Consider the following 16,655-nt stretch of genomic DNA (forward strand, 5'->3'; position numbering starts at 1 on the left):
CGTCCGGCTCAGAACCGGTCCGCGCGCCCGGAGGCCGCCCAGGCGTTCGTGGGTGCGCCGTCCGGGACCCGCCCCGAGTGCCCGCGGGTGCTCCGGAGCCGGCCCGCGAACGACCACTTCCTGCCCGACCAGGTCTCCTCGCTCTCCTCCTCGGCGGCCTGCGCCTCGAGGTCGCGGAGGTGTGCCCCGACGACCGCGGCGATGGCCGCGGCCTCGTCGTCGGTGGCGTCGTCGGGCACGTCGAGCGCCGCGAGCAGTTCCTGGCTCATGGCTACAGCGGGATGTTGCCGTGCTTCTTGTCGGGCTGGTCCTCGCGCTTCGAGAGCAGCATGTCGAGGTCGTCGACGAGCCGGGAGCGCGTCTCCGTGGGCTCGATGACGTCGTCGAGGAAGCCCTGGTCCGTGGCGGTGTAGGGGTTCGCGAACTCCTCGCGGTACTCCTCGATGAGCTCGTCGCGGAGCTCGTCCGGGTTCTCCGCCTCCGCGAGCTCGTCGCGGTAGAGGATGTTGACCGCGCCCTGCGGGCCCATGACCGCGATCTCGGCCGTCGGCCAGGCGTAGTTCACGTCCGCGCCGAGGTTCTTCGACGCCATGACGCAGTAGGCGCCGCCGTAGGCCTTCCGGGTGATGACGGTGAGCAGCGGCACGGTGGCCTCGGAGTACGCGTAGAGGAGCTTCGCGCCGTGGCGGATGATGCCCCGGTGCTCCTGCTCGGTGCCGGGCATGTAGCCGGGCACGTCGACGAGCGTCACGATGGGGATGTTGAACGAGTCACAGAAGCGGACGAAGCGCGAGCCCTTCATCGAGGCGTCGACGGTGAGCGTCCCCGCGTTCACCCGGGGCTGGTTGGCGACGACGCCGACGCTGTGGCCGTCGAGCCGTGCGAAGCCGACGACGATATTCTTCGCGAAGTTCTCGGCCACCTCGAAGAACGAGCCCTCGTCCGCGACGGCGTCGATGACGTCGACCATGTCGTAGGGCTTCTGCGGGCTGTCGGGCACGATGTCGAGCAGCCTGTCGTCCTCGCGGTTCGGGTCGTCCCACGGCTCGACGCGCGGCGGGTCCTCGACGTTGTTCGACGGGAGGTACGAGAGCAGGTCGCGGATACGGTCGAGCGCGGCCTCGTCGGACTCGCAGGAGAACTGCGCGACGCCCGTCTTGCTGGTGTGTGTCTTGGCCCCGCCGAGCTCCTCCTGGGTGACCTCCTCGCCGGTGACCGTCTTGATGACGCCCGGGCCGGTGATGTACATGTGCGCGCTGTCCTCGACCATGAAGATGAAGTCCGTGATGGACGGGGAGTAGACGGCACCGCCCGCACACGGACCCATGATGCAGGAGATCTGCGGGACGACACCGGAGGCGAGCTGGTTCCGGTGGAAGATGTTGGTGAAGCCCGCGAGCGAGTTCACGCCCTCCTGGATGCGCGCGCCGGCGGAGTCGTTCAGCCCGACGATGGGCGCGCCGACCTCCATCGCCATGTCCATCACCTTCGTGATCTTCTCGGCGAACACCTCGCCGAGGGAGCCGCCGAAGACGGTGAAGTCGTGGGCGAACACGAACACCTTCCGGCCGTCGACGTCGCCGTAGCCGGTGACCACGCCGTCGCCGAGGATCTTGCGCTCCTCCATCCCGAAGTTGTGGGAGTCGTGGGTGCGCAGCTGGTCGAACTCGTGGAAGGTGCCGTCGTCGAGGAAGTACTCGATGCGCTCGCGGGCCGTCAGCTTGCCCTTGTCGTGCTGGGACTCGATGCGGTCCTCGCCGCCGCCCAGCAGGGCCTCCTCGCGCAGTTCCTCGAGTTCCTCGATGCGGTCCTCCATCGTCACGGTGACCACCCAGCAGTCATTGGTCCAATCGTCTCTCACCTCGCCCAAAAGGTTTCCGTACTCCGCAACGTCGATCGTCGAAATTCGGTGGCAGTTTTTGTCGCCGTCGGGGACTCAGGCGGCCGCGCCGGTCCCGTCATGGGTCCAGCGCACGAGGGAGACGACGACCGCGGCGACGACCGTGCCGACGACCCCGAGCACCCACGACGGGAGCGTGACGCCCGCGACCCCGAGCACGCCGACGAACAGCGTGAACGCGAGGAACGGCGGGATGACGACGCCGACCAGCAGCCGCCACGCGTCGGCGAGCCCCGACGAGAAGCGCGTCCCGCGGACGAACTCGTCGACCGCGTCGCCCCCGAGCACCCACGCGGCGAAGACGACGAACGCGAACAGGCCGCTCGTGAGCACGAAGTCGACGACGGGACCGGCGAGCGCCTCGAACAGTTGGGGGACGAACGCGCTGACCGTGCCGGTGACGAGGACGATTCCACCGACGGCCACGACCGCCTGCTGCCTGCTGCGGCCGCGCTCGTCGACGAGGTACGCGACGACGATCTCGAGCATGCTGATGGACGACGAGAGCGCGGCGAGGGTGACGACCGCGAAGAAGCCGAGCGCCGCGAGACGGCCCGCGGGAAGCTCCGAGAACGCGGTGGCGACGCCGACGAACAGCGCGCCCGGGCCGCTGGTCTCGATGTCCGCGCCGGGGGTGGAGAACAGGAGCGGGAAGACGACGAGGCCGGCGAGCACGCCGACGGCGGTGTTGAGCACGGCGACGAGCGTCGCGTCCGCAGGCAGGGACCGGTCCTCGCCGACGTAGCTCGCGTAGGTGATCATCGTCCCGGCACCGACAGAGAGGGTGAAGAGGGCCTGCCCGGCGGCGGCGAGGACGATGTCGAGGAAGCCGTCCTGGACCGCGCCGAGGTCGAAGGAGAGGTAGAACTCGTAGGCCTCACCTGCGCCGGAGAGTCCGCTCACCCAGACGGCGAGCCCGATGAGGGCGAGGAAGACGACGGGCATCATCACCGTGGTCGCGCGCTCGATGCCGTCGCGCACGCCGCCGTAGACGACGCCGGCGGTGAGCAGCAGGAAGAGCACGTGGAACGCCGCGGCCTCCGGGCCGAAGGCGATGCTCTCGAAGTAGGCACCGGGGTTACCGAAGTACGCACCCGTCGGTGAGGCGACGAGATAGCGCAGTATCCAGCCGCCGACGACGCTGTAGAACGAGAGCAGGACGAGGCCGGCGACGACGCTCAGCAGGCCGACGTGGCCCCAGTTGCGCGAACCGGAGAGGTCCCGGAGCGCGCCGACGGGGCTCTTCTGCGAGCGACGACCGATGACGAACTCCGCGAGCAGGCCGGGCACCCCGACCGCGAGGACGATGCCGAGGTACACCAGGAGGAACGCGCTCCCGCCGTTCTCGGCGGTCATCCACGGGAACCGCCAGAGGTTCCCCAGTCCGACTGCGCTGCCAGCGGCGGCGAGGACGAAGCCGATCCGCCCCGTCCACGATTCACGTGCCATTGATAGCCACGGGTCCGCGCCGCATCAAGAGCGTTACGAAGACCGAACCGTCAATCGCTAAATATCACGGTTTTCGGGCTCTCTGTCGGACGTTTGTACGTTTCAGGGTGGAGTGAATCGAAGCCAGTCTGGTCGGCACGCGCTGCCAGCAGGCCCGCGAGACTGTAGGACGAGGGCCCGTACTCGCGGGCTCACGACGTAGCTATTTGTGACCATCCGCCGAACAGTGCTGCATGCCACCACTCCCCGAGGATCCCGGGCCCGCCACCGAGATGTACCGCCACCGGACGGACACGCTGGTCGACGACCGGGGCGACGGCCCCGCGCTCGTGCTCAGCCACGGGACGCTGATGGACCGGACGATGTTCCGCCCCCAGATGGACGCACTCGCCGACGACTACCGCGTCGTCGCCTACGACAACCGCGCCCGCACCGACAACTGGCAGGGGCCGTACGACCTCGACGACCTGACCGACGACTGCCGGACACTGCTGGACGCGCTCGACATCGACGCCTGCGTCCTCGGCGGGATGTCGATGGGCGGGTTCATGGCGCTCCGGTTCGCCCTGCGCTACCCCGACCTCCTCGACGGCCTCGTCCTCGTCGACAGCATGGCCCAACCCCACCCGGAGGACGACCGGGAACGCTACGGCGGAATGGTCCAGCAGGCGAAGGCCGCCGACGAGATGCCCACCAATCTCGCCGAGGTCGTCGCCCACATCGTCTTCGGGCCGACGACGAACGAGCAACAGCCGGAACTGGTCGACGCCTGGAAGCAGCGCTGGCTCACCTACCCCGGCGAGGCCGTCCACGACGAGGTGCACTCATGGCTCGACCGCCCCGGCGTCGCCGACCGACTCGACGAGATCGACGTGCCGACGCTGGTTGTCCACGGCGCGGAGGACCTCTCCATCGACCCCGAGTACGGCGAATCGATGGCTGACGCCATCCCTGACGCCCGGTTCGTTGAGGTGCCCGAGGCCGGCCACTCCTCGAACGTGGAGAACCCCGAGATCGTGAACGACGCGCTGCGGGAGTTCCTCGACGACGTGTACTAAGCGGGGCCAGAAGTTTACGAACATTGTAAACTTTCACCATCGGCGCGCGCTGGCGAGACCGCGAGCGGTGCGCGGGGCGAGCGCCAGCGAGCCCCGCGATGCGAACGGGGGCTTTCTGGTGATACTCGGTTGATGCTGCTCTCTCGCGGGCCGCAGACCAATCCACGCGGGCCGAATCTGAGGAAAGACACTTCCGGACAGCACCCACAGTCCCGTCCATGCGCAGTGAAGAGGAGATACGGGAGCAGTACGAGTTCCTGAAGGAGGAGCTGGACGACGAGGACATGAAACACGAGGGCGTCAAGCAGATGTTCACGTACTACAAGCGGGCACTGGGCTGGGTACTGGAGGAGGAGCACATCTAGCAGCGGGCGCGACCCGGCAGGCGAACGCCGAGAGCGTCGGACTTTTCCCACAGCCACGCAACGACCGCGACATGGACGTACGAATCGCGGGCGACGGGCCGGCCGCCGAAGCGGTCGCAGCCGCGCTGGCGGACACGGACGCCGAGCCCGAGCGGGTCGACGCCGACGGCATCGCGGGCGCGGACCTCGCGGTCGTCGTCGCACCGACGGGAGACGATGCGCTCGCGACGGCGACCGAGGCCGCCGACGGGCCGTGGCTGGCGGTCGAGCTGGGGGGCATCGGCGGCTATCCGGTCGCGGGCGTCGACGCCGCGGTCACCGGACTGGCGCCGGGGCGTGGCTGTTTCGACTGCCTGCGGGCGCGGGTCGGCTCGAACGCGAGCGAGACCGACGACGGGGCCGTCGACGCACCGACCGCCCGGCTCGCGGGCGCGGTCGCCGGGCGGGAGGCCGTCTCGGCGGTCGAAGGTGACGACGGGCGGACGGCCGGCGACCTCGTCGGCCGCATCCACGAGCTCCCGCACGAGGACCGGCGGTTCCTGCCCGTGCCGGGCTGCTGTGGCACCACGGACGACGAGCTCCGGCGGGACCACGCCGCGGTGAGCCTCGACGAGGCCGTCGAACGCGCCGAGCGCACGCTCGACGGGCGCGTCGGGCTCGTCAGCGACATCGGCGAGCTGGAGTCGTTCCCGGCGCCGTACTACCTCGCGACGACCGCCGAGACGTCGGTGTACTCCGACGCGAGCGCGCCGGGGCAGGCCGCCGGCGTCGCCGACGACTGGAACGCGGCGTTCATGAAGGCCGTCGGCGAGGCCCTCGAACGGTACAGCGCGGCCATCTACCGGAACGCGGAGTTCGAGCGGGCCCCGCCGGGGATGGTCGGCGACGGCGTCTCTCCCGACGCGGTCGTCCGGGCGGACGACGCACCGGCGGTGGACCCCGAGGAGCCCATCCCGTGGACGACCGCGACGGAGCTCGCGTCCGACGAGCAGGTGCCGATGCCCGCCGAACTCGTCCACTTCCCGCCGCCGGAGGAGCGGTACACGTCGGCCATCACGACCGGCCTCGGGCTGGGCACCTCGGGCGCCGACGCGCTGGTCGCGGGACTCACCGAGGTCGTCGAGCGCGACGCGACGATGCTCGCGTGGTACTCGACGTTCGAGCCGCTGGAGCTGCGGGTCGACGACGTGGACTACGAGCGGCTGGCCCGCCGTGCCCGTGCCGAGGACCTGGAGACGACCGCGCTGCTGGTCACGCAGGACGTGGACGTACCCGTCGTCGCTGTGGCGGTCCACCGCGAGGGCGGCGAGTGGCCGCGCTTCGCGGTGGGCTCGGACGCCGCGCTCGACCCCGTGGCGGCCGCCCGGTCGGCACTCGCGGAGGCGCTCCAGAACTGGATGGAGCTGCGCTCGATGGGGCGGGCCGGATCGAACGAGGAGGCCGGCGCGATCGGCCGGTTCGCGGACTTCCCCTCCGCCGCGTCGGACTTCCTCGAGGCGGGCGGGCCGATTCCGGCTGGCAGCGTCGGACCGGACGACGTGCCCGCGGGCGAGCCGGCGGTCGACGCGCTGGTGGAGCGTGTGACCGACGCCGGGCTGACGCCGTACGCGAGCCGGCTGACGCCGTCCGACGTGGAGACTGCCGGCTTCGAGGCGGTCCGGGTCGTGGTGCCCGGCGCACAGCCGCTGTTCACCGACGACTCGGCGTTCGGTGCCCGCGCCGAGACGGTGCCCGAATCGCTCGGATTCGAGGCGCGGCTGAACCGCCAGCACCACCCGTATCCATGAATCGGTAATCGGTCGTAAATCGAGTGCCACCCGGGATTTAAGACGGGCAGGCTCGTTGGTAGATATGGTGTGCCAACTACTCACATGAGCGAACGCTCGGCGGCCGGGGGAGAGCCAGTATCGGAGTTCGAACTATCCTGTGCGACGTGTGGTGGGCAGCTGTCGCGGACACCGGTTTCGGGAGAGACGCTCGGCGTGAACGTCGAGCGAGAGGTGGTGCTCGCGGAGTGCACTGACTGCGGGCGACGGTACTTCCCGCGGGAGACGCTGGACGAGCTGACCTAGACGTACAGCGTGGCGCGGACCATGTCGCGGGTGCCGGGGCCGAGGCCGACGGCGACGATGGCGACGAGGAGCATCACGGTGAAGCGCGGACTGTCGTCGAACACCGTCTCGTCGAACACCCAGAGCACGAACGTCGCGGCGACCATCTTCACGACGAGGAACGGGAACGCGTCGAGGTAGGCGGGCAGGTACTGGCCGGCCACGTCGACGATGAACCGGTTGACGGGGTGTTTGCCCTGCAGGTTCGCCTGACCGGTGAGCGCCGGCATCAGGTTCAGGCCGACGAAGTTGGCGACGCCGTCGACGGCGTGCGCCCAGAGTATCACCGCGCCCATGAAGCCGGTGCCGGCGTTGATCTCGGGTTTGAACGTCTCGATGGCGTACCAGACGCCGCCCGCGACGACCGTCGACGCCAGGAGCACGACGACGGTCACCTGCGGGTAGAACGAGACGTAGGACTGGGTGGCGGCCGCCCAGCCGAGGTAGACCAGGCTCGCGGCGAGGATGCCCGAGCCGATGACGAACAGCGGGTACTCGAACTCCCGGTCGACGACGTTCTCGGCGAGGAACACCGCGACGACGACCGCCGCCAGCGCGACGAAGAAGACGGTGAAGTAGATGACCGGGCTGATGAGGAAGCTGTTCAGCGGGTACTGGAAGACGGGTGCCTGCCCGGCGGTATCACGCGCCGCGTCGTTCACGTCCTCGATGACCCGGAGGGTGCCCCCGAAGAACATGAACGGGAACAGCCCGTAGAACAGGGCCCGGTAGCGCTCGATCCGCAGCCGCTTGACCAGCAGGCCGACGCCGACGAGCATCAGCAGGAGGATGAGGGCGTAGCCGATTTCGCTCACGACGGTGTAGCCCGGTTCGGCGACCGGTCCGAGGCTCGCGGGCACCGATCCGCAGCTCTGGGGCTGGACCTGTGCGCCGTCGGCCCAGGCCACGCAGTTCCAGTTGTGGGCGTCGGCGTACACCGGCCCCCAGAAGTACTGCCAGATGAAGTTCGCGTACACCGCACGCGGGAACAGCACCGACCCGAGGCCGAGCACGGCCGTCAGCAGGCCGACCGCGCCGACCCACGCCCGTTCGATGCCGATGCGGTCGATGAAGTCGCTCATACACCGACGGGCGGACGGACGGGCCATTACCCTTCTGGTCTCCCGTGGCGCGGTCACTCGACGGTAACCGGGTCCCTACTCCTCCTCCTCGTCCGCGATGGGCAGCTCCTCGGACTCGTGGGGCGTCCCGAGGATGACCATGGTCTGCGAGCGCGCAAAGCCATCCATCTGGGCGATGCGGTCGAACATCAGCTCGCGCAGCGCGTCGGCGTCCTCGGCGTACACCCGGCCCATCACGTCCCACTCGCCCGTCGTCAGGTGGACCTCCTGGACGCCCTCGATCTCCTGCAGCCGCTCCAGCGTGTCCTGCTCGCGGCCCTGCTCGACGCGCAGGCCGATGATGGCCGAGATGCCGAGGTCGATCGCCTTCGGGTCCAGCTTCGCGTGGTAGCCCTGGATGACGCCCGACTCCTCCAGCCGGCCGACGCGGTCGTGGACCGTCGCGCTCGACATGTCGATGCGGCGGGCGATCTCGCTGAACGTGGTCCGGGCGTTCTCCTGGAGGATGCGGAGGATCTGCCGGTCCGTCTCGTCGAGTTCCATACCACCCGGTACCGTCCCGAGGGGAAAAAAACGCGACCCTCCCGGCCGGAGTTTTATCACCAATCCTGGTGTATGTTCACGTTGGGCATGGGACTGCTAGATTCGGTCAAAGGGCTGTTCAGTACCGACGAACGAACGTTCCAGTACGTCTGCGACCGGTGCGAGACGGAGTTCGAGTCGACGAAGTCGGACATGTCCGCGGTGACCTGTCCCGACTGCCGGTCGACGAAGATCCGGGCGGTCTCCCCCGCGTGAGCCGGCCGGCGACGGCTCACCTCTCACCGTTCCGTGACGCACTGCTGCCGGCTATCCCTGCCGCACGCCCTCGACGGCCTGCGCTGCCGCAAGCGCCTCGTCGTGGACCGCGCCGTTCGAGGCCACCAGCCCGCGGCTGTCGTGCCGCCAGCGCTCGCCGTCGAGGTCGGTCACCGTACCGCCGGCCTGCCGGACCATGTGGACGCCGGCGACGGTGTCCCACGGGTTCGCGTCGACGTTCGTGATGGTCGCCTCCAGCCCGCCCGCGGCGACCATGCCGAGGGCGGCCTGTGCGCAGCCGACGCGGCGCATGTCGCCGAACCGTTCCACGACCTCGCGGCAGGCCGTCGCGTACTCGTCGCGGCGGTCACGGGGCCACCAGATGGTCGGGCAGGCGACGGCGCGGTCGGGGTCCGAGATGTCGCTCACCGAGAGCGCATCGCCGTTCCGTGCCACGTCCACATCGTCGGCCGTGTACACGTCGTCCAGCGCGGGGAGCACGTTCGCTGCAGCGACGGGTTCGCCGTCGACGACCGCCGCGACGCTCGTCGCCCACACCGAGAAGCCGCGGACGTAGTTGTTCGTCCCGTCGATGGGGTCGATGATCCACGCCGGGCCCTCGTCCGGGACCTCCTTCAGCTCGTCCTCCTCCTCGCCGACGATGGCGTCCTCCGGGAACTCGTCGCGGATGGTCGAGACGACCTCGCGCTGGGCGTCGCGGTCCGCCTGCGTCACCACGTCCGTCTTCCCGTCTTTCTCCTCGACGGCGATACCGGTCCGGAAGTGCCCCTCGGCGACGGCCGCCCCGGAGCGTGCGGCGCGCTCGACCAGCCGAGCGCGGGCTGCGTACTCTGTCATGCCTCCACTCGGGGGAGCCGTGCAAAAAGGCCCTCCGGTTCGTGGACTGCGGCGCGAACCGGACCGACGGGCGCAGCATACCGACGCCGATTTGCCGGGCGACGTACACGGGTCGGGTATGAACCGGCTCGCCAAGCGACTGTACAACATCGCACCGGACCCCGTGACGCTCACCTTCGCCGACGGCTCCGAGGTGTCGCTGTCGATGCACAGCGCCGAGTTCTTCCAGGACGACCTCGAGGCCGAGGGCGAGACCGACGACGGCACCACCTACCGCATCGTGAACGGTGACGACGACGAGACGCTGCTCGCCGCGCGTGAGACCGAGGACGGTTGGACGGTGGTCGGCGACGTGACCGGCGTCGAGGCGGCCTGAATCCGGTTACCGGATCAGCGCCAGCAGCTCCCGCGCGTCGTCCAGCTTCTTCTGTCGCAGCTCCTCCTCGATGTCGGGGGTGTCCAGCCCCTCGATGGCGGTGAGTGCCCGGTCGAGTCCGTGGATGCTCCGCACGAGGGATTCGCCCTCCTGCTCGGTGATGTCCCCGTCCTCCAGCCGCTGTGTGCGCTGGAGTCGCTCCCGGCGGAGCTGGGTCTCGACCTCGTCGATTCGCTCCCGTTCGCTCTCGGGGATGCTGTCGAGGTCCTTGCAGGCGAAGACGAACTCGCGCACGTCGATGGTCGTGCCCTGAACGGCGAGTTCGTCCGGGAGGTCCTTCCCGACCGTTCCGGACGGGCGGCGCACCTCGTGGAGCAGGTCGCGGCGTGTCTCGTCGTCCATGGTCGAATCGATGGCCGGCGGGGTGATAGGCGTTCGGAGCAACCGATTGCTCTAGCTGTGCTGACACGAGAGATTTTACGTCCCGAGGGCCGTAGCCCCGGACGATGCACGGGGTCGATGCGACCGAGGTATTCGAGCGGGTGAGCCACCCGACCCGGGTCGAGATACTCGACGCGCTGGCGAGCGCCCAGCGCGACGCCCCCGCCGACCCGTGGCTGGCCTACACCGAACTCCGAGAGGCGGTCGGCATCCGCGACAACGGCAACCTCAACTACCATCTCGACCAGCTCGGCGACCTCGTCGTGAAGGAGGACGCGGGCTATCGACTCTCCCGCGTCGGGATGGGGCTCGTCGGCACCGCCTCCTCGGGCGTCCTCGACACGGACTGGACGTGGGGGCCGGTCGACGTGCCCGGCGAGTGTCGCCAGTGTGGCGACCCGCTCCAGCTCCGCTACGAGGACGGCGTCCTCTGGCTCACGTGCGACACGGACGGGCACGAACACGGGCTCTGGGTGCCGCCGAGCCTCCTCGAGGCTCACCCCGAAGACACACTGGTCGAGCGCATCGCGTTCCTCGAGAACCGGTGGGGCGAGCTGACCCGACGGGGCATCTGCTCGGAGTGCCAGGGGAACGTCGACGGGGAACTCACCCGGCTAGAGGATGGTGGGCACCACTTCCTCGGTCACTGCGACCGCTGCGGCTCCCAGCACGGACTCCCGGTCGGCCTGTTCCTCGTCGGCCACCCCGACGTGCAGCGGTTCTACTACGAGCACGATGTCGACGTCCGGTCGACCCCGTACTGGACGCTCGACTTCTGCCGCCCCGGCGCGGAGACCGTGGTGTCGACCGACCCGCTGCGCGTCCGGGTCGACGTCACCCACGACGGCGACACGCTCTCGCTCACGCTCGACCGCGCCGGCGACGTGGTCGCGACCGACCGGTCGTAGCGACCGTCGTCCCGGAGCCGTCGCTCGGTTCGTGGCGTCGTGAGGATGTTGCGAGGGCAAGACGCTCCGTCTTGCCGCATTCGGCCGCGGACGTCGTCCACGGCGTCATGCGAGGGAAGGGATTTGAACTTCGGTCGCAGCGAGCTGCTCCCCAGCTCAAATCCCTCCCTCGTGCATTCTGGCACTCGCGTTCGCTCGTGCCATCATGCGAGGGAAGGGATTTGAACCCTCGGACCTCTACAGGAGCGGATCTTGAGTCCGCCGCCGTTTCCAGGCTTGGCTACCCTCGCACGTACTCCAGAGTCGTCGTGGCTCGTGGTAAAACGTTGCGAACCGGCACGAACTACCAGCCGTCGGCGACGGTCCGGACGACGCGACCGAGCGCGTGGGCGACGACGCTGCCGATCATCACTGCACCGCCGCCGAGGACGACGAGGCCGAGCGCCCCCGAGGGGTCGTCCGGGATTACGCCGAGCCGGGCGAGCACGAAGCCGACCGCGACGGTGCCGGCGAACGCGACCGCGCCGACGGTCTGGAGGGTCCTGACGCCGACGTAGGCGAGGTCGGTCGGTTCACCGAGGTCGAGGTCGCGACCCGACGAGACGGCGACGACCAGCTCGACGACGGCGTGGGCGACGAGCAGGAAGCCGAGTCCTGCCGCGACGAGGATGCCGCCGTTGAACAGGAGTTCGCCGAGGTCGACGATGGGGGACGGCCCCGTCTCGCTGCTGGCGGCGGCGCCGCTCTCAGGCGGGGGCCCCATCGGCACCGAGAGGAGCGCGCCGACGAACAGCAACAGGAGCGAGAGGACCGCCAGCACGACGGCGAGGCCGACGAGGGCCGCCTCGACGTACAGGCCGTTGGCGACGAGCCAGCTGCCGGGTGCATCGCGGATGCTCGGCGGCCCGTCGCCCCCGCCTGCCGACCCGGACGGCCGGCCGTGTTCCATGGTCGGGTACGCGACAGGTCGCGGAAAATGTCTTGTGTTCTCGACGGGAGTCCGAAGGGGTATGCCGGGGGAGGCCGTACGTGCCTGTGATGGACGAGCACACGCTGGACACCGGGGTCGCGCCGCCCGCGACGGGCGACCCGGCGGGCTGGCGTGCCGACAGACCGGAGTCCAACGGTTGGGAACACGGCACGCTCCGCCGTGCTGTCATCCACGGGGTCCGGCTGTACAACAGCGGCGAGTTCCACGAGTCCCACGACTGCTTCGAGGACGAGTGGTACAACTACGGCCGCGGCTCCACGGAGTCGAAGTTCCTCCACGCGATGGTGCAGGTGGCCGCCGGCGCGTACAAGCACTTCGACTTCGAGGACGACGGCGGGATGCGCAGCCTGTTCCGGACCGCGCTCCAGTACTTCCAGGGCGTCCCACCCGACTACTACGGCGTCGACGTGCTCGACGTCCGGACGACGCTCACGAACGCACTCGAGGACCCCGAGGTGCTGCACGGCTGGCAGATAGCGCTCGACGGCGAGTTCCCGACCGCTCGCGAGCTCGACTTCGAGTACGCCGAGGGACTGGACTGACCCCGCTCACGCGGCCGCCGACTCCTCCTCGGTCTCGGCCCGTTCGCGGCTGACGACCCAGATGCCGAGTGCCATCAGCGCACCGCCGACGGCGAAGCCCGGGCCGAGCGTCTCGCCGAGCAGGGCCGCGCCGAGGGCCGCCCCGACGACCGGCTGGGCGAAGAAGAACACCGAGATGGTGCCTGCCGGCACGTACTCGAGTCCCTTGTACCAGAGGTACCAGGCCGCCGCCGTGGCGGCGACGCCGAGGTAGAGCACGGCGAGGACGGACGTGGTGTCGGTGGGGAGCGACGCGATCCCGCCCGGCGTCCCGGCGAGCTCGAACGCCGACAGCGCGCCGAGCATCGGGACGGAGGCGACCGTCGCGTACGTCGCGGCCGTGAGCGCGGAGTACCGACGGACGACGCGGACGCCCTGCACGGTGTAGGCCGCCCACGTGACGCTGGCTGCGAGCAGGAGCACGACGCCGAGCAGGCTGCCGGCACCGACCGCGGCGAGGTCGTACTGCCCGGCGACGACGGCGACGGTCCCCGCCAGCGCGATGGCGATGCCCGCCGTCTTCGCGGGCGTGACGCGCTCCCCGAGGACGACTGCGCCGAGGAAGACCGTCGCGACCGGCGTCAGCACGGTCAGCAGCGACGCCTCGCTCGCGGTGGTCAGCTCCGTGCCGACGAACTGCGTGGCGTTGGTCAGGGTGACCCAGGCGCCGAGTGCGACGAACGTCGGCCAGTCGTCGCGGTCGACCGTCGCCCGGCCGTCCCCCAGACCGAGTACCGCGAGGAGGACGGCCGCGCCGACGGTGACCCGCAGGAACCCGAGCGTGAGCGGCGGGATACTGCCGAAGCTCCACTTGCTGACGACGTACATCCCGCCCCACAGCGCGGCCGCTGCGAGCGGGGCGAGTGCGAACACGTAGCGACGGATCTCGGTCACTGGTGGGGAGATGAGACGGTGGGACGACGGATGGCTGCTGCGATGTGGGGCCGGGCTACGCGCCGAGGTACAGCTTCGAGACCTCCTCGTTGTCGAGGAGGTCCTCGGCCGCGTCCTCGAACCTGACGGTGCCCTGGTCGAGCACGTAGCCACGGTCGGAGATGCCCAGGCCCTTCTTCGCGTTCTGTTCGACCATCAGGATGGCCGTGTCGAGCGCGTTCACGTCCTTCACGTGCCCGAACACCTCGTCGGCGGTGTTCGGCGCGAGCCCGGCCGACGGCTCGTCGATGAGGAGCACGTCGGGCTCCATCACGAGCGCCCTGGCGAACGCGAGCACCTGGCGCTGACCGCCCGAGAGCGTCCGGGCCTTCGACTTCCGCCGCTCGTCGAGCAGGGGGAACTGGTCGTACAGCTCACCGATGACCCGGTCGAGACCCTCCTTGCGGGCGACCCCGCCCATGCGGAGGTTCTCGTCGATGGTCAGCGACCCGAACACGTTGTCGGTCTGCGGGACGTAGCCGATGCCCGCGCGGACGATGTCCTCGGGTGCCATCCCGCCTATCTCGTCGCCGTGGTAGGTCACAGACCCGGTCCACGGCGTCAGCAGCCCGAAGGCGGTCTTGAGCACGGTCGACTTGCCGGCCCCGTTCGGGCCGATGAGACAGACGATCTCGTTCTCGTCCAGGTGCAGGGAGAGGTCCGTGAGCACCTGGACCTCGCCGTAGCCGCTGTCGACGTCGGCAAGTTCGAGCACGGGGGTGTCGCTCATGCGTCACCTCCGAGGTACGCGTCGATGACGCGCTCGTCCGTCTGCACCGCCTCCGGCGGGCCCTCCATCAGGACGTTCCCCTGGTTCAACACGACGATGGGGTCGGCAAGCTCCATGACGAACTCCATGTCGTGCTCGATGATACAGAACGTGGTTCCCTGCTCGTTGAGCCGGCGGATCTGCTCGGCGAGGTCGTTCCGCAGCGTCGGGTTGACGCCGGCGACCGGCTCGTCGAGCAGCAGGATCTCCGGGTCGGCGAGCATCGCCCGGGCGAGCTCGACCAGCTTCATCTGCCCGCCCGAGATGTCGGTCGCGGGCTGGGTCGCGAGGTGGTCGATCTCGAACTCCTCGAGGATGCGCTGGGCCTCCTCCATGTTGTGGGACTCGGCCGCGGCGACCTCGCCGGGCGACGTGAACAGCTTCACGAACGACTCGCCGGGCTGCTCGCGCGGCCCGACCAGCATCGCCTCGCGGACGGTCATCCCCTCGAGCTTGCGCGGGGTCTGGAACGTCCGGATGAGGCCGGCGTCGGCGATCTCGTAGGGCTCCTTGCCCGTGACGTCGATGCCGTTGACCTCGACGCGACCGCCGTCGGGCTCGTAGAAGCCCGAGATGAGGTTGAAGATGGTCGACTTGCCGGCGCCGTTCGGGCCGATGAGCCCGGTGATGGTGCCGCGTTCGACCTCGAAGGTGGCGTGGTCGGTGGCGACGAGGCCCCCGAAGCGCTTCTGCAGGTCGTCGACGCGGAGGACGACGTCCTCCTTCTCCATGTCGGCGCCCTCGTGGCGCTCGCGCATGGACGTGGCGCCCTCACTCATCGGGACCACCCCGTGCCTCGCGCACGCCGACATCTGGCCCTTCGGGCACCTCGTCGACGGTGCCGGGCCAGATGAGTTCGCGCTGCGGTGGCAGCACGCCCTCCGGCCGGAAGCGCATCAGCAGGATGATGATGGCGCCGATGAGCAGCAGCCGGAGCGGGCCGCCGAACCCCGTGAGCGAGAGGACGACCTCGGTCGCGCCCACGTCGAACGAGAAGGAGACCTGGTTGAGGAACCGGGTCCCCTCGCGGATGCCGACGACGACGAAGCCGCCGAACAGCGCGCCGCGGTTCGAGCCGCTGCCGCCGAGGATGACCGCGACCCAGACGTAGAACGTCGTGATGGGGTCGAGGTCGCCCGGGCTGACGTACAGGTTCAGGTGCGCGTAGAACACGCCGGCCAGCGCCATCACGAGGCTGCCCAGCACGAACGACTGCATCTTGAACGAGTACGTATCCTTGCCGAGTGCCCGTGCGAGATCCTCGTCGGCCCGGATGGTCCGAAGCACGCGCCCCCACGGCGAGCGGTGGACCCGCCGGAGCACGGCGTAGCTGACGCCGAGGAACACGAACACGAGCGACACGTTCAGCAGCGCCCGCCAGAACGGCGTTCCCAGGACGATGTCCTGGCCGAACGTGACGCCGAAGTCGAGGAGTGGCACGGCGATCGTGACCGAGCCACCCGGGACGAGGTCGATGGTGGTCTCGGGCATCGACTGCGGGAACGTCGCGAGCACCGGCCAGCCCTCGAAGAAGCTGGGGATACCGCGGACGCCCGCGCTGCCGTTCGTCAGTCCCTGTTCGTTCAGCACGATGAGTCGGATGACCTCCGCCAGCCCCAGCGAGGCGATGGCGAGGTAGTCGGCCCGGAGCCGCAGCGTCGGGACGCCGATGGCAACCGCGATGACGGCCGCGACGACGAGGGCGACGACCAGGCCGATCATGGGGTTGAACCCGCCCGCGATGGGCGAGGAGCTCGCGCTCATCAGTGCGGTGCCGTACGCGCCGATACCGAAGAACGCGGCGACGCTGAAGTTGATGAGCCCGGTGTACCCCCACTGGGAGTTCAGGCCGAGCGACAGCAGCGCGTACATGCTCGCGAGACCGAGCAGGAACAGGAAGTACGACGGGTTCAGACTGCCGGTCAGCAGTCCGAACACCAGGAACAGCGCGAAGCCGACGACGAACAGCGTGACGCCCTGCTCCGCGCGGGTCAGCCCTGCGAACTCGTCGGTGGGGTCGCTGAGCCAGCTCATC

Annotated in this window: 20 protein-coding genes and 1 tRNA gene; 8 read left to right on the forward strand and 13 right to left on the reverse strand. The window is 69.5% G+C overall.

Features of this window, described 5'->3' with window-relative positions:
• Positions 1–8: 8 nt before the first annotated feature.
• The 3 genes from ACSG06_RS05690 to ACSG06_RS05700 all read right to left on the reverse strand — a co-directional run bounded on the left by ACSG06_RS05690 (position 9) and on the right by ACSG06_RS05700 (position 3,349).
• Positions 9–269, reverse strand: a complete 261-nt coding sequence (locus ACSG06_RS05690; protein WP_440989299.1) for a DUF8022 family protein — start codon at positions 267–269, stop codon at positions 9–11.
• A gap of 2 nt (positions 270–271) precedes the next feature.
• Positions 272–1,816 carry an acyl-CoA carboxylase subunit beta gene (locus ACSG06_RS05695; protein WP_440989300.1) on the reverse strand — a complete coding sequence of 515 codons (1,545 nt, stop codon included), beginning with the start codon at positions 1,814–1,816 and terminating at the stop codon, positions 272–274.
• Positions 1,817–1,936: 120 nt separating this feature from the next.
• On the reverse strand, positions 1,937–3,349 hold the full coding sequence (locus tag ACSG06_RS05700; RefSeq protein ID WP_440989301.1) for a sodium-dependent transporter: 1,413 nt from the start codon (positions 3,347–3,349) through the stop codon (positions 1,937–1,939).
• Between the two features lie 233 nt (positions 3,350–3,582).
• On the opposite strand from ACSG06_RS05700, the gene ACSG06_RS05705 reads away from it, so the two are divergent.
• The 4 genes from ACSG06_RS05705 (at position 3,583) to ACSG06_RS05720 (ending at position 6,844) form a co-directional block, all read left to right on the forward strand.
• Positions 3,583–4,407, forward strand: a complete 825-nt coding sequence (locus ACSG06_RS05705; RefSeq protein WP_440989302.1) for an alpha/beta fold hydrolase — start codon at positions 3,583–3,585, stop codon at positions 4,405–4,407.
• A 218-nt stretch (positions 4,408–4,625) separates the two neighbouring features.
• Positions 4,626–4,772 (forward strand): DUF8555 family protein, encoded by a 147-nt coding sequence (locus tag ACSG06_RS05710; protein ID WP_256297293.1) that lies wholly within the window; start codon positions 4,626–4,628, stop codon positions 4,770–4,772.
• Between the two features lie 71 nt (positions 4,773–4,843).
• Entirely contained in the window at positions 4,844–6,559 is a 1,716-nt protein-coding gene (locus tag ACSG06_RS05715; RefSeq protein WP_440989303.1) for a YcaO-like family protein, read from the forward strand.
• 84 nt (positions 6,560–6,643) lie between these two features.
• The gene (locus tag ACSG06_RS05720) at positions 6,644–6,844 is read left to right on the forward strand and encodes a DUF7479 domain-containing protein (protein WP_440989304.1); all 201 of its coding nucleotides are present in this window, start codon (positions 6,644–6,646) and stop codon (positions 6,842–6,844) included.
• On the opposite strand, the gene ACSG06_RS05725 is transcribed toward ACSG06_RS05720, so the two are convergent.
• Positions 6,841–7,965, reverse strand: a complete 1,125-nt coding sequence (locus ACSG06_RS05725; RefSeq protein WP_440989305.1) for a DUF63 family protein — start codon at positions 7,963–7,965, stop codon at positions 6,841–6,843. The genes ACSG06_RS05720 and ACSG06_RS05725 overlap by 4 nt on opposite strands.
• 75 nt (positions 7,966–8,040) lie before the next feature.
• Positions 8,041–8,508, reverse strand: a complete 468-nt coding sequence (locus ACSG06_RS05730) for an Lrp/AsnC family transcriptional regulator (protein ID WP_440989306.1) — start codon at positions 8,506–8,508, stop codon at positions 8,041–8,043.
• Positions 8,509–8,595: 87 nt separating this feature from the next.
• On the opposite strand from ACSG06_RS05730, the gene ACSG06_RS05735 reads away from it, so the two are divergent.
• Complete coding sequence (locus ACSG06_RS05735; RefSeq protein WP_440989307.1) at positions 8,596–8,763, forward strand: FmdB family zinc ribbon protein; 168 nt, start codon at positions 8,596–8,598, stop codon at positions 8,761–8,763.
• 51 nt (positions 8,764–8,814) lie between these two features.
• Here the strand turns inward: ACSG06_RS05735 and ACSG06_RS05740 are convergent, their stop codons facing one another.
• A complete protein-coding gene (locus tag ACSG06_RS05740) occupies positions 8,815–9,621 on the reverse strand; it encodes an inositol monophosphatase family protein (RefSeq protein ID WP_440989308.1) in 807 nt (268 codons plus the stop codon).
• A 118-nt stretch (positions 9,622–9,739) separates the two neighbouring features.
• Between ACSG06_RS05740 and ACSG06_RS05745 the strand changes: the two genes are divergently transcribed.
• The gene (locus ACSG06_RS05745) at positions 9,740–9,997 is read left to right on the forward strand and encodes a DUF8072 family protein (protein ID WP_440989309.1); all 258 of its coding nucleotides are present in this window, start codon (positions 9,740–9,742) and stop codon (positions 9,995–9,997) included.
• A gap of 6 nt (positions 9,998–10,003) precedes the next feature.
• Here the strand turns inward: ACSG06_RS05745 and ACSG06_RS05750 are convergent, their stop codons facing one another.
• Positions 10,004–10,399, reverse strand: coding sequence for a DUF5788 family protein (locus tag ACSG06_RS05750; protein ID WP_440989310.1), 396 nt, complete (start codon positions 10,397–10,399; stop codon positions 10,004–10,006).
• A 104-nt stretch (positions 10,400–10,503) separates the two neighbouring features.
• Here ACSG06_RS05750 and ACSG06_RS05755 point away from each other — a divergent pair, with 104 nt between their 5' ends.
• Entirely contained in the window at positions 10,504–11,346 is an 843-nt protein-coding gene (locus ACSG06_RS05755) for a winged helix-turn-helix domain-containing protein (protein ID WP_440989311.1), read from the forward strand.
• Positions 11,347–11,552: 206 nt separating this feature from the next.
• Here ACSG06_RS05755 and ACSG06_RS05760 read toward each other — a convergent pair.
• Together ACSG06_RS05760 and ACSG06_RS05765 are read right to left on the reverse strand one after the other, a co-directional pair.
• Positions 11,553–11,636, reverse strand: a tRNA-Leu gene (locus ACSG06_RS05760).
• A gap of 53 nt (positions 11,637–11,689) precedes the next feature.
• Positions 11,690–12,295, reverse strand: coding sequence for a hypothetical protein (locus ACSG06_RS05765; protein WP_440989312.1), 606 nt, complete (start codon positions 12,293–12,295; stop codon positions 11,690–11,692).
• Positions 12,296–12,384: 89 nt separating this feature from the next.
• Here ACSG06_RS05765 and ACSG06_RS05770 point away from each other — a divergent pair, with 89 nt between their 5' ends.
• Positions 12,385–12,879: a DUF309 domain-containing protein gene (locus tag ACSG06_RS05770; protein ID WP_440989313.1), complete on the forward strand. Its 495-nt coding sequence runs from the start codon at positions 12,385–12,387 to the stop codon at positions 12,877–12,879.
• A 6-nt stretch (positions 12,880–12,885) separates the two neighbouring features.
• On the opposite strand, the gene ACSG06_RS05775 is transcribed toward ACSG06_RS05770, so the two are convergent.
• The 4 genes from ACSG06_RS05775 to ACSG06_RS05790 form a co-directional block, all read right to left on the reverse strand.
• Positions 12,886–13,803: a DMT family transporter gene (locus tag ACSG06_RS05775; protein ID WP_440990291.1), complete on the reverse strand. Its 918-nt coding sequence runs from the start codon at positions 13,801–13,803 to the stop codon at positions 12,886–12,888.
• Positions 13,804–13,867: 64 nt separating this feature from the next.
• Positions 13,868–14,581 carry an ABC transporter ATP-binding protein gene (locus tag ACSG06_RS05780; protein WP_440989314.1) on the reverse strand — a complete coding sequence of 238 codons (714 nt, stop codon included), beginning with the start codon at positions 14,579–14,581 and terminating at the stop codon, positions 13,868–13,870.
• Entirely contained in the window at positions 14,578–15,399 is an 822-nt protein-coding gene (locus tag ACSG06_RS05785; RefSeq protein WP_440989315.1) for an ABC transporter ATP-binding protein, read from the reverse strand. The genes ACSG06_RS05780 and ACSG06_RS05785 overlap by 4 nt, the downstream gene beginning before the upstream one ends.
• Positions 15,392–16,654, reverse strand: coding sequence for a branched-chain amino acid ABC transporter permease (locus ACSG06_RS05790; RefSeq protein WP_440989316.1), 1,263 nt, complete (start codon positions 16,652–16,654; stop codon positions 15,392–15,394). The genes ACSG06_RS05785 and ACSG06_RS05790 overlap by 8 nt, the downstream gene beginning before the upstream one ends.
• Position 16,655 lies beyond the last annotated feature (1 nt).

The sequence above is a fragment of the Haloarchaeobius baliensis genome, assembly GCF_052060055.1.
Lineage (GTDB): Archaea > Halobacteriota > Halobacteria > Halobacteriales > Natrialbaceae > Haloarchaeobius > Haloarchaeobius baliensis.

Excerpts from the sequence above, each read along its gene's own strand:
- ACSG06_RS05700 (WP_440989301.1), bottom strand. The coding sequence starts at position 3,349 with ATGGCACGTGAATCGTGGACGGGGCGGATCGGCTTCGTCCTCGCCGCC.
- ACSG06_RS05690 (WP_440989299.1), bottom strand. The coding sequence starts at position 269 with ATGAGCCAGGAACTGCTCGCGGCGCTCGACGTGCCCGACGACGCCACC.
- ACSG06_RS05765 (WP_440989312.1), bottom strand. The coding sequence starts at position 12,295 with ATGGAACACGGCCGGCCGTCCGGGTCGGCAGGCGGGGGCGACGGGCCG.
- ACSG06_RS05750 (WP_440989310.1), bottom strand. The coding sequence starts at position 10,399 with ATGGACGACGAGACACGCCGCGACCTGCTCCACGAGGTGCGCCGCCCG.
- ACSG06_RS05790 (WP_440989316.1), bottom strand. The coding sequence starts at position 16,654 with ATGAGCTGGCTCAGCGACCCCACCGACGAGTTCGCAGGGCTGACCCGC.
- ACSG06_RS05735 (WP_440989307.1), top strand. The coding sequence starts at position 8,596 with ATGGGACTGCTAGATTCGGTCAAAGGGCTGTTCAGTACCGACGAACGA.
- ACSG06_RS05780 (WP_440989314.1), bottom strand. The coding sequence starts at position 14,581 with ATGAGCGACACCCCCGTGCTCGAACTTGCCGACGTCGACAGCGGCTAC.
- ACSG06_RS05695 (WP_440989300.1), bottom strand. The coding sequence starts at position 1,816 with ATGGAGGACCGCATCGAGGAACTCGAGGAACTGCGCGAGGAGGCCCTG.
- ACSG06_RS05720 (WP_440989304.1), top strand. The coding sequence starts at position 6,644 with ATGAGCGAACGCTCGGCGGCCGGGGGAGAGCCAGTATCGGAGTTCGAA.
- ACSG06_RS05725 (WP_440989305.1), bottom strand. The coding sequence starts at position 7,965 with ATGAGCGACTTCATCGACCGCATCGGCATCGAACGGGCGTGGGTCGGC.
- ACSG06_RS05715 (WP_440989303.1), top strand. The coding sequence starts at position 4,844 with ATGGACGTACGAATCGCGGGCGACGGGCCGGCCGCCGAAGCGGTCGCA.
- ACSG06_RS05745 (WP_440989309.1), top strand. The coding sequence starts at position 9,740 with ATGAACCGGCTCGCCAAGCGACTGTACAACATCGCACCGGACCCCGTG.
- ACSG06_RS05785 (WP_440989315.1), bottom strand. The coding sequence starts at position 15,399 with ATGAGTGAGGGCGCCACGTCCATGCGCGAGCGCCACGAGGGCGCCGAC.
- ACSG06_RS05710 (WP_256297293.1), top strand. The coding sequence starts at position 4,626 with ATGCGCAGTGAAGAGGAGATACGGGAGCAGTACGAGTTCCTGAAGGAG.
- ACSG06_RS05740 (WP_440989308.1), bottom strand. The coding sequence starts at position 9,621 with ATGACAGAGTACGCAGCCCGCGCTCGGCTGGTCGAGCGCGCCGCACGC.
- ACSG06_RS05730 (WP_440989306.1), bottom strand. The coding sequence starts at position 8,508 with ATGGAACTCGACGAGACGGACCGGCAGATCCTCCGCATCCTCCAGGAG.
- ACSG06_RS05770 (WP_440989313.1), top strand. The coding sequence starts at position 12,385 with ATGGACGAGCACACGCTGGACACCGGGGTCGCGCCGCCCGCGACGGGC.
- ACSG06_RS05705 (WP_440989302.1), top strand. The coding sequence starts at position 3,583 with ATGCCACCACTCCCCGAGGATCCCGGGCCCGCCACCGAGATGTACCGC.
- ACSG06_RS05755 (WP_440989311.1), top strand. The coding sequence starts at position 10,504 with ATGCACGGGGTCGATGCGACCGAGGTATTCGAGCGGGTGAGCCACCCG.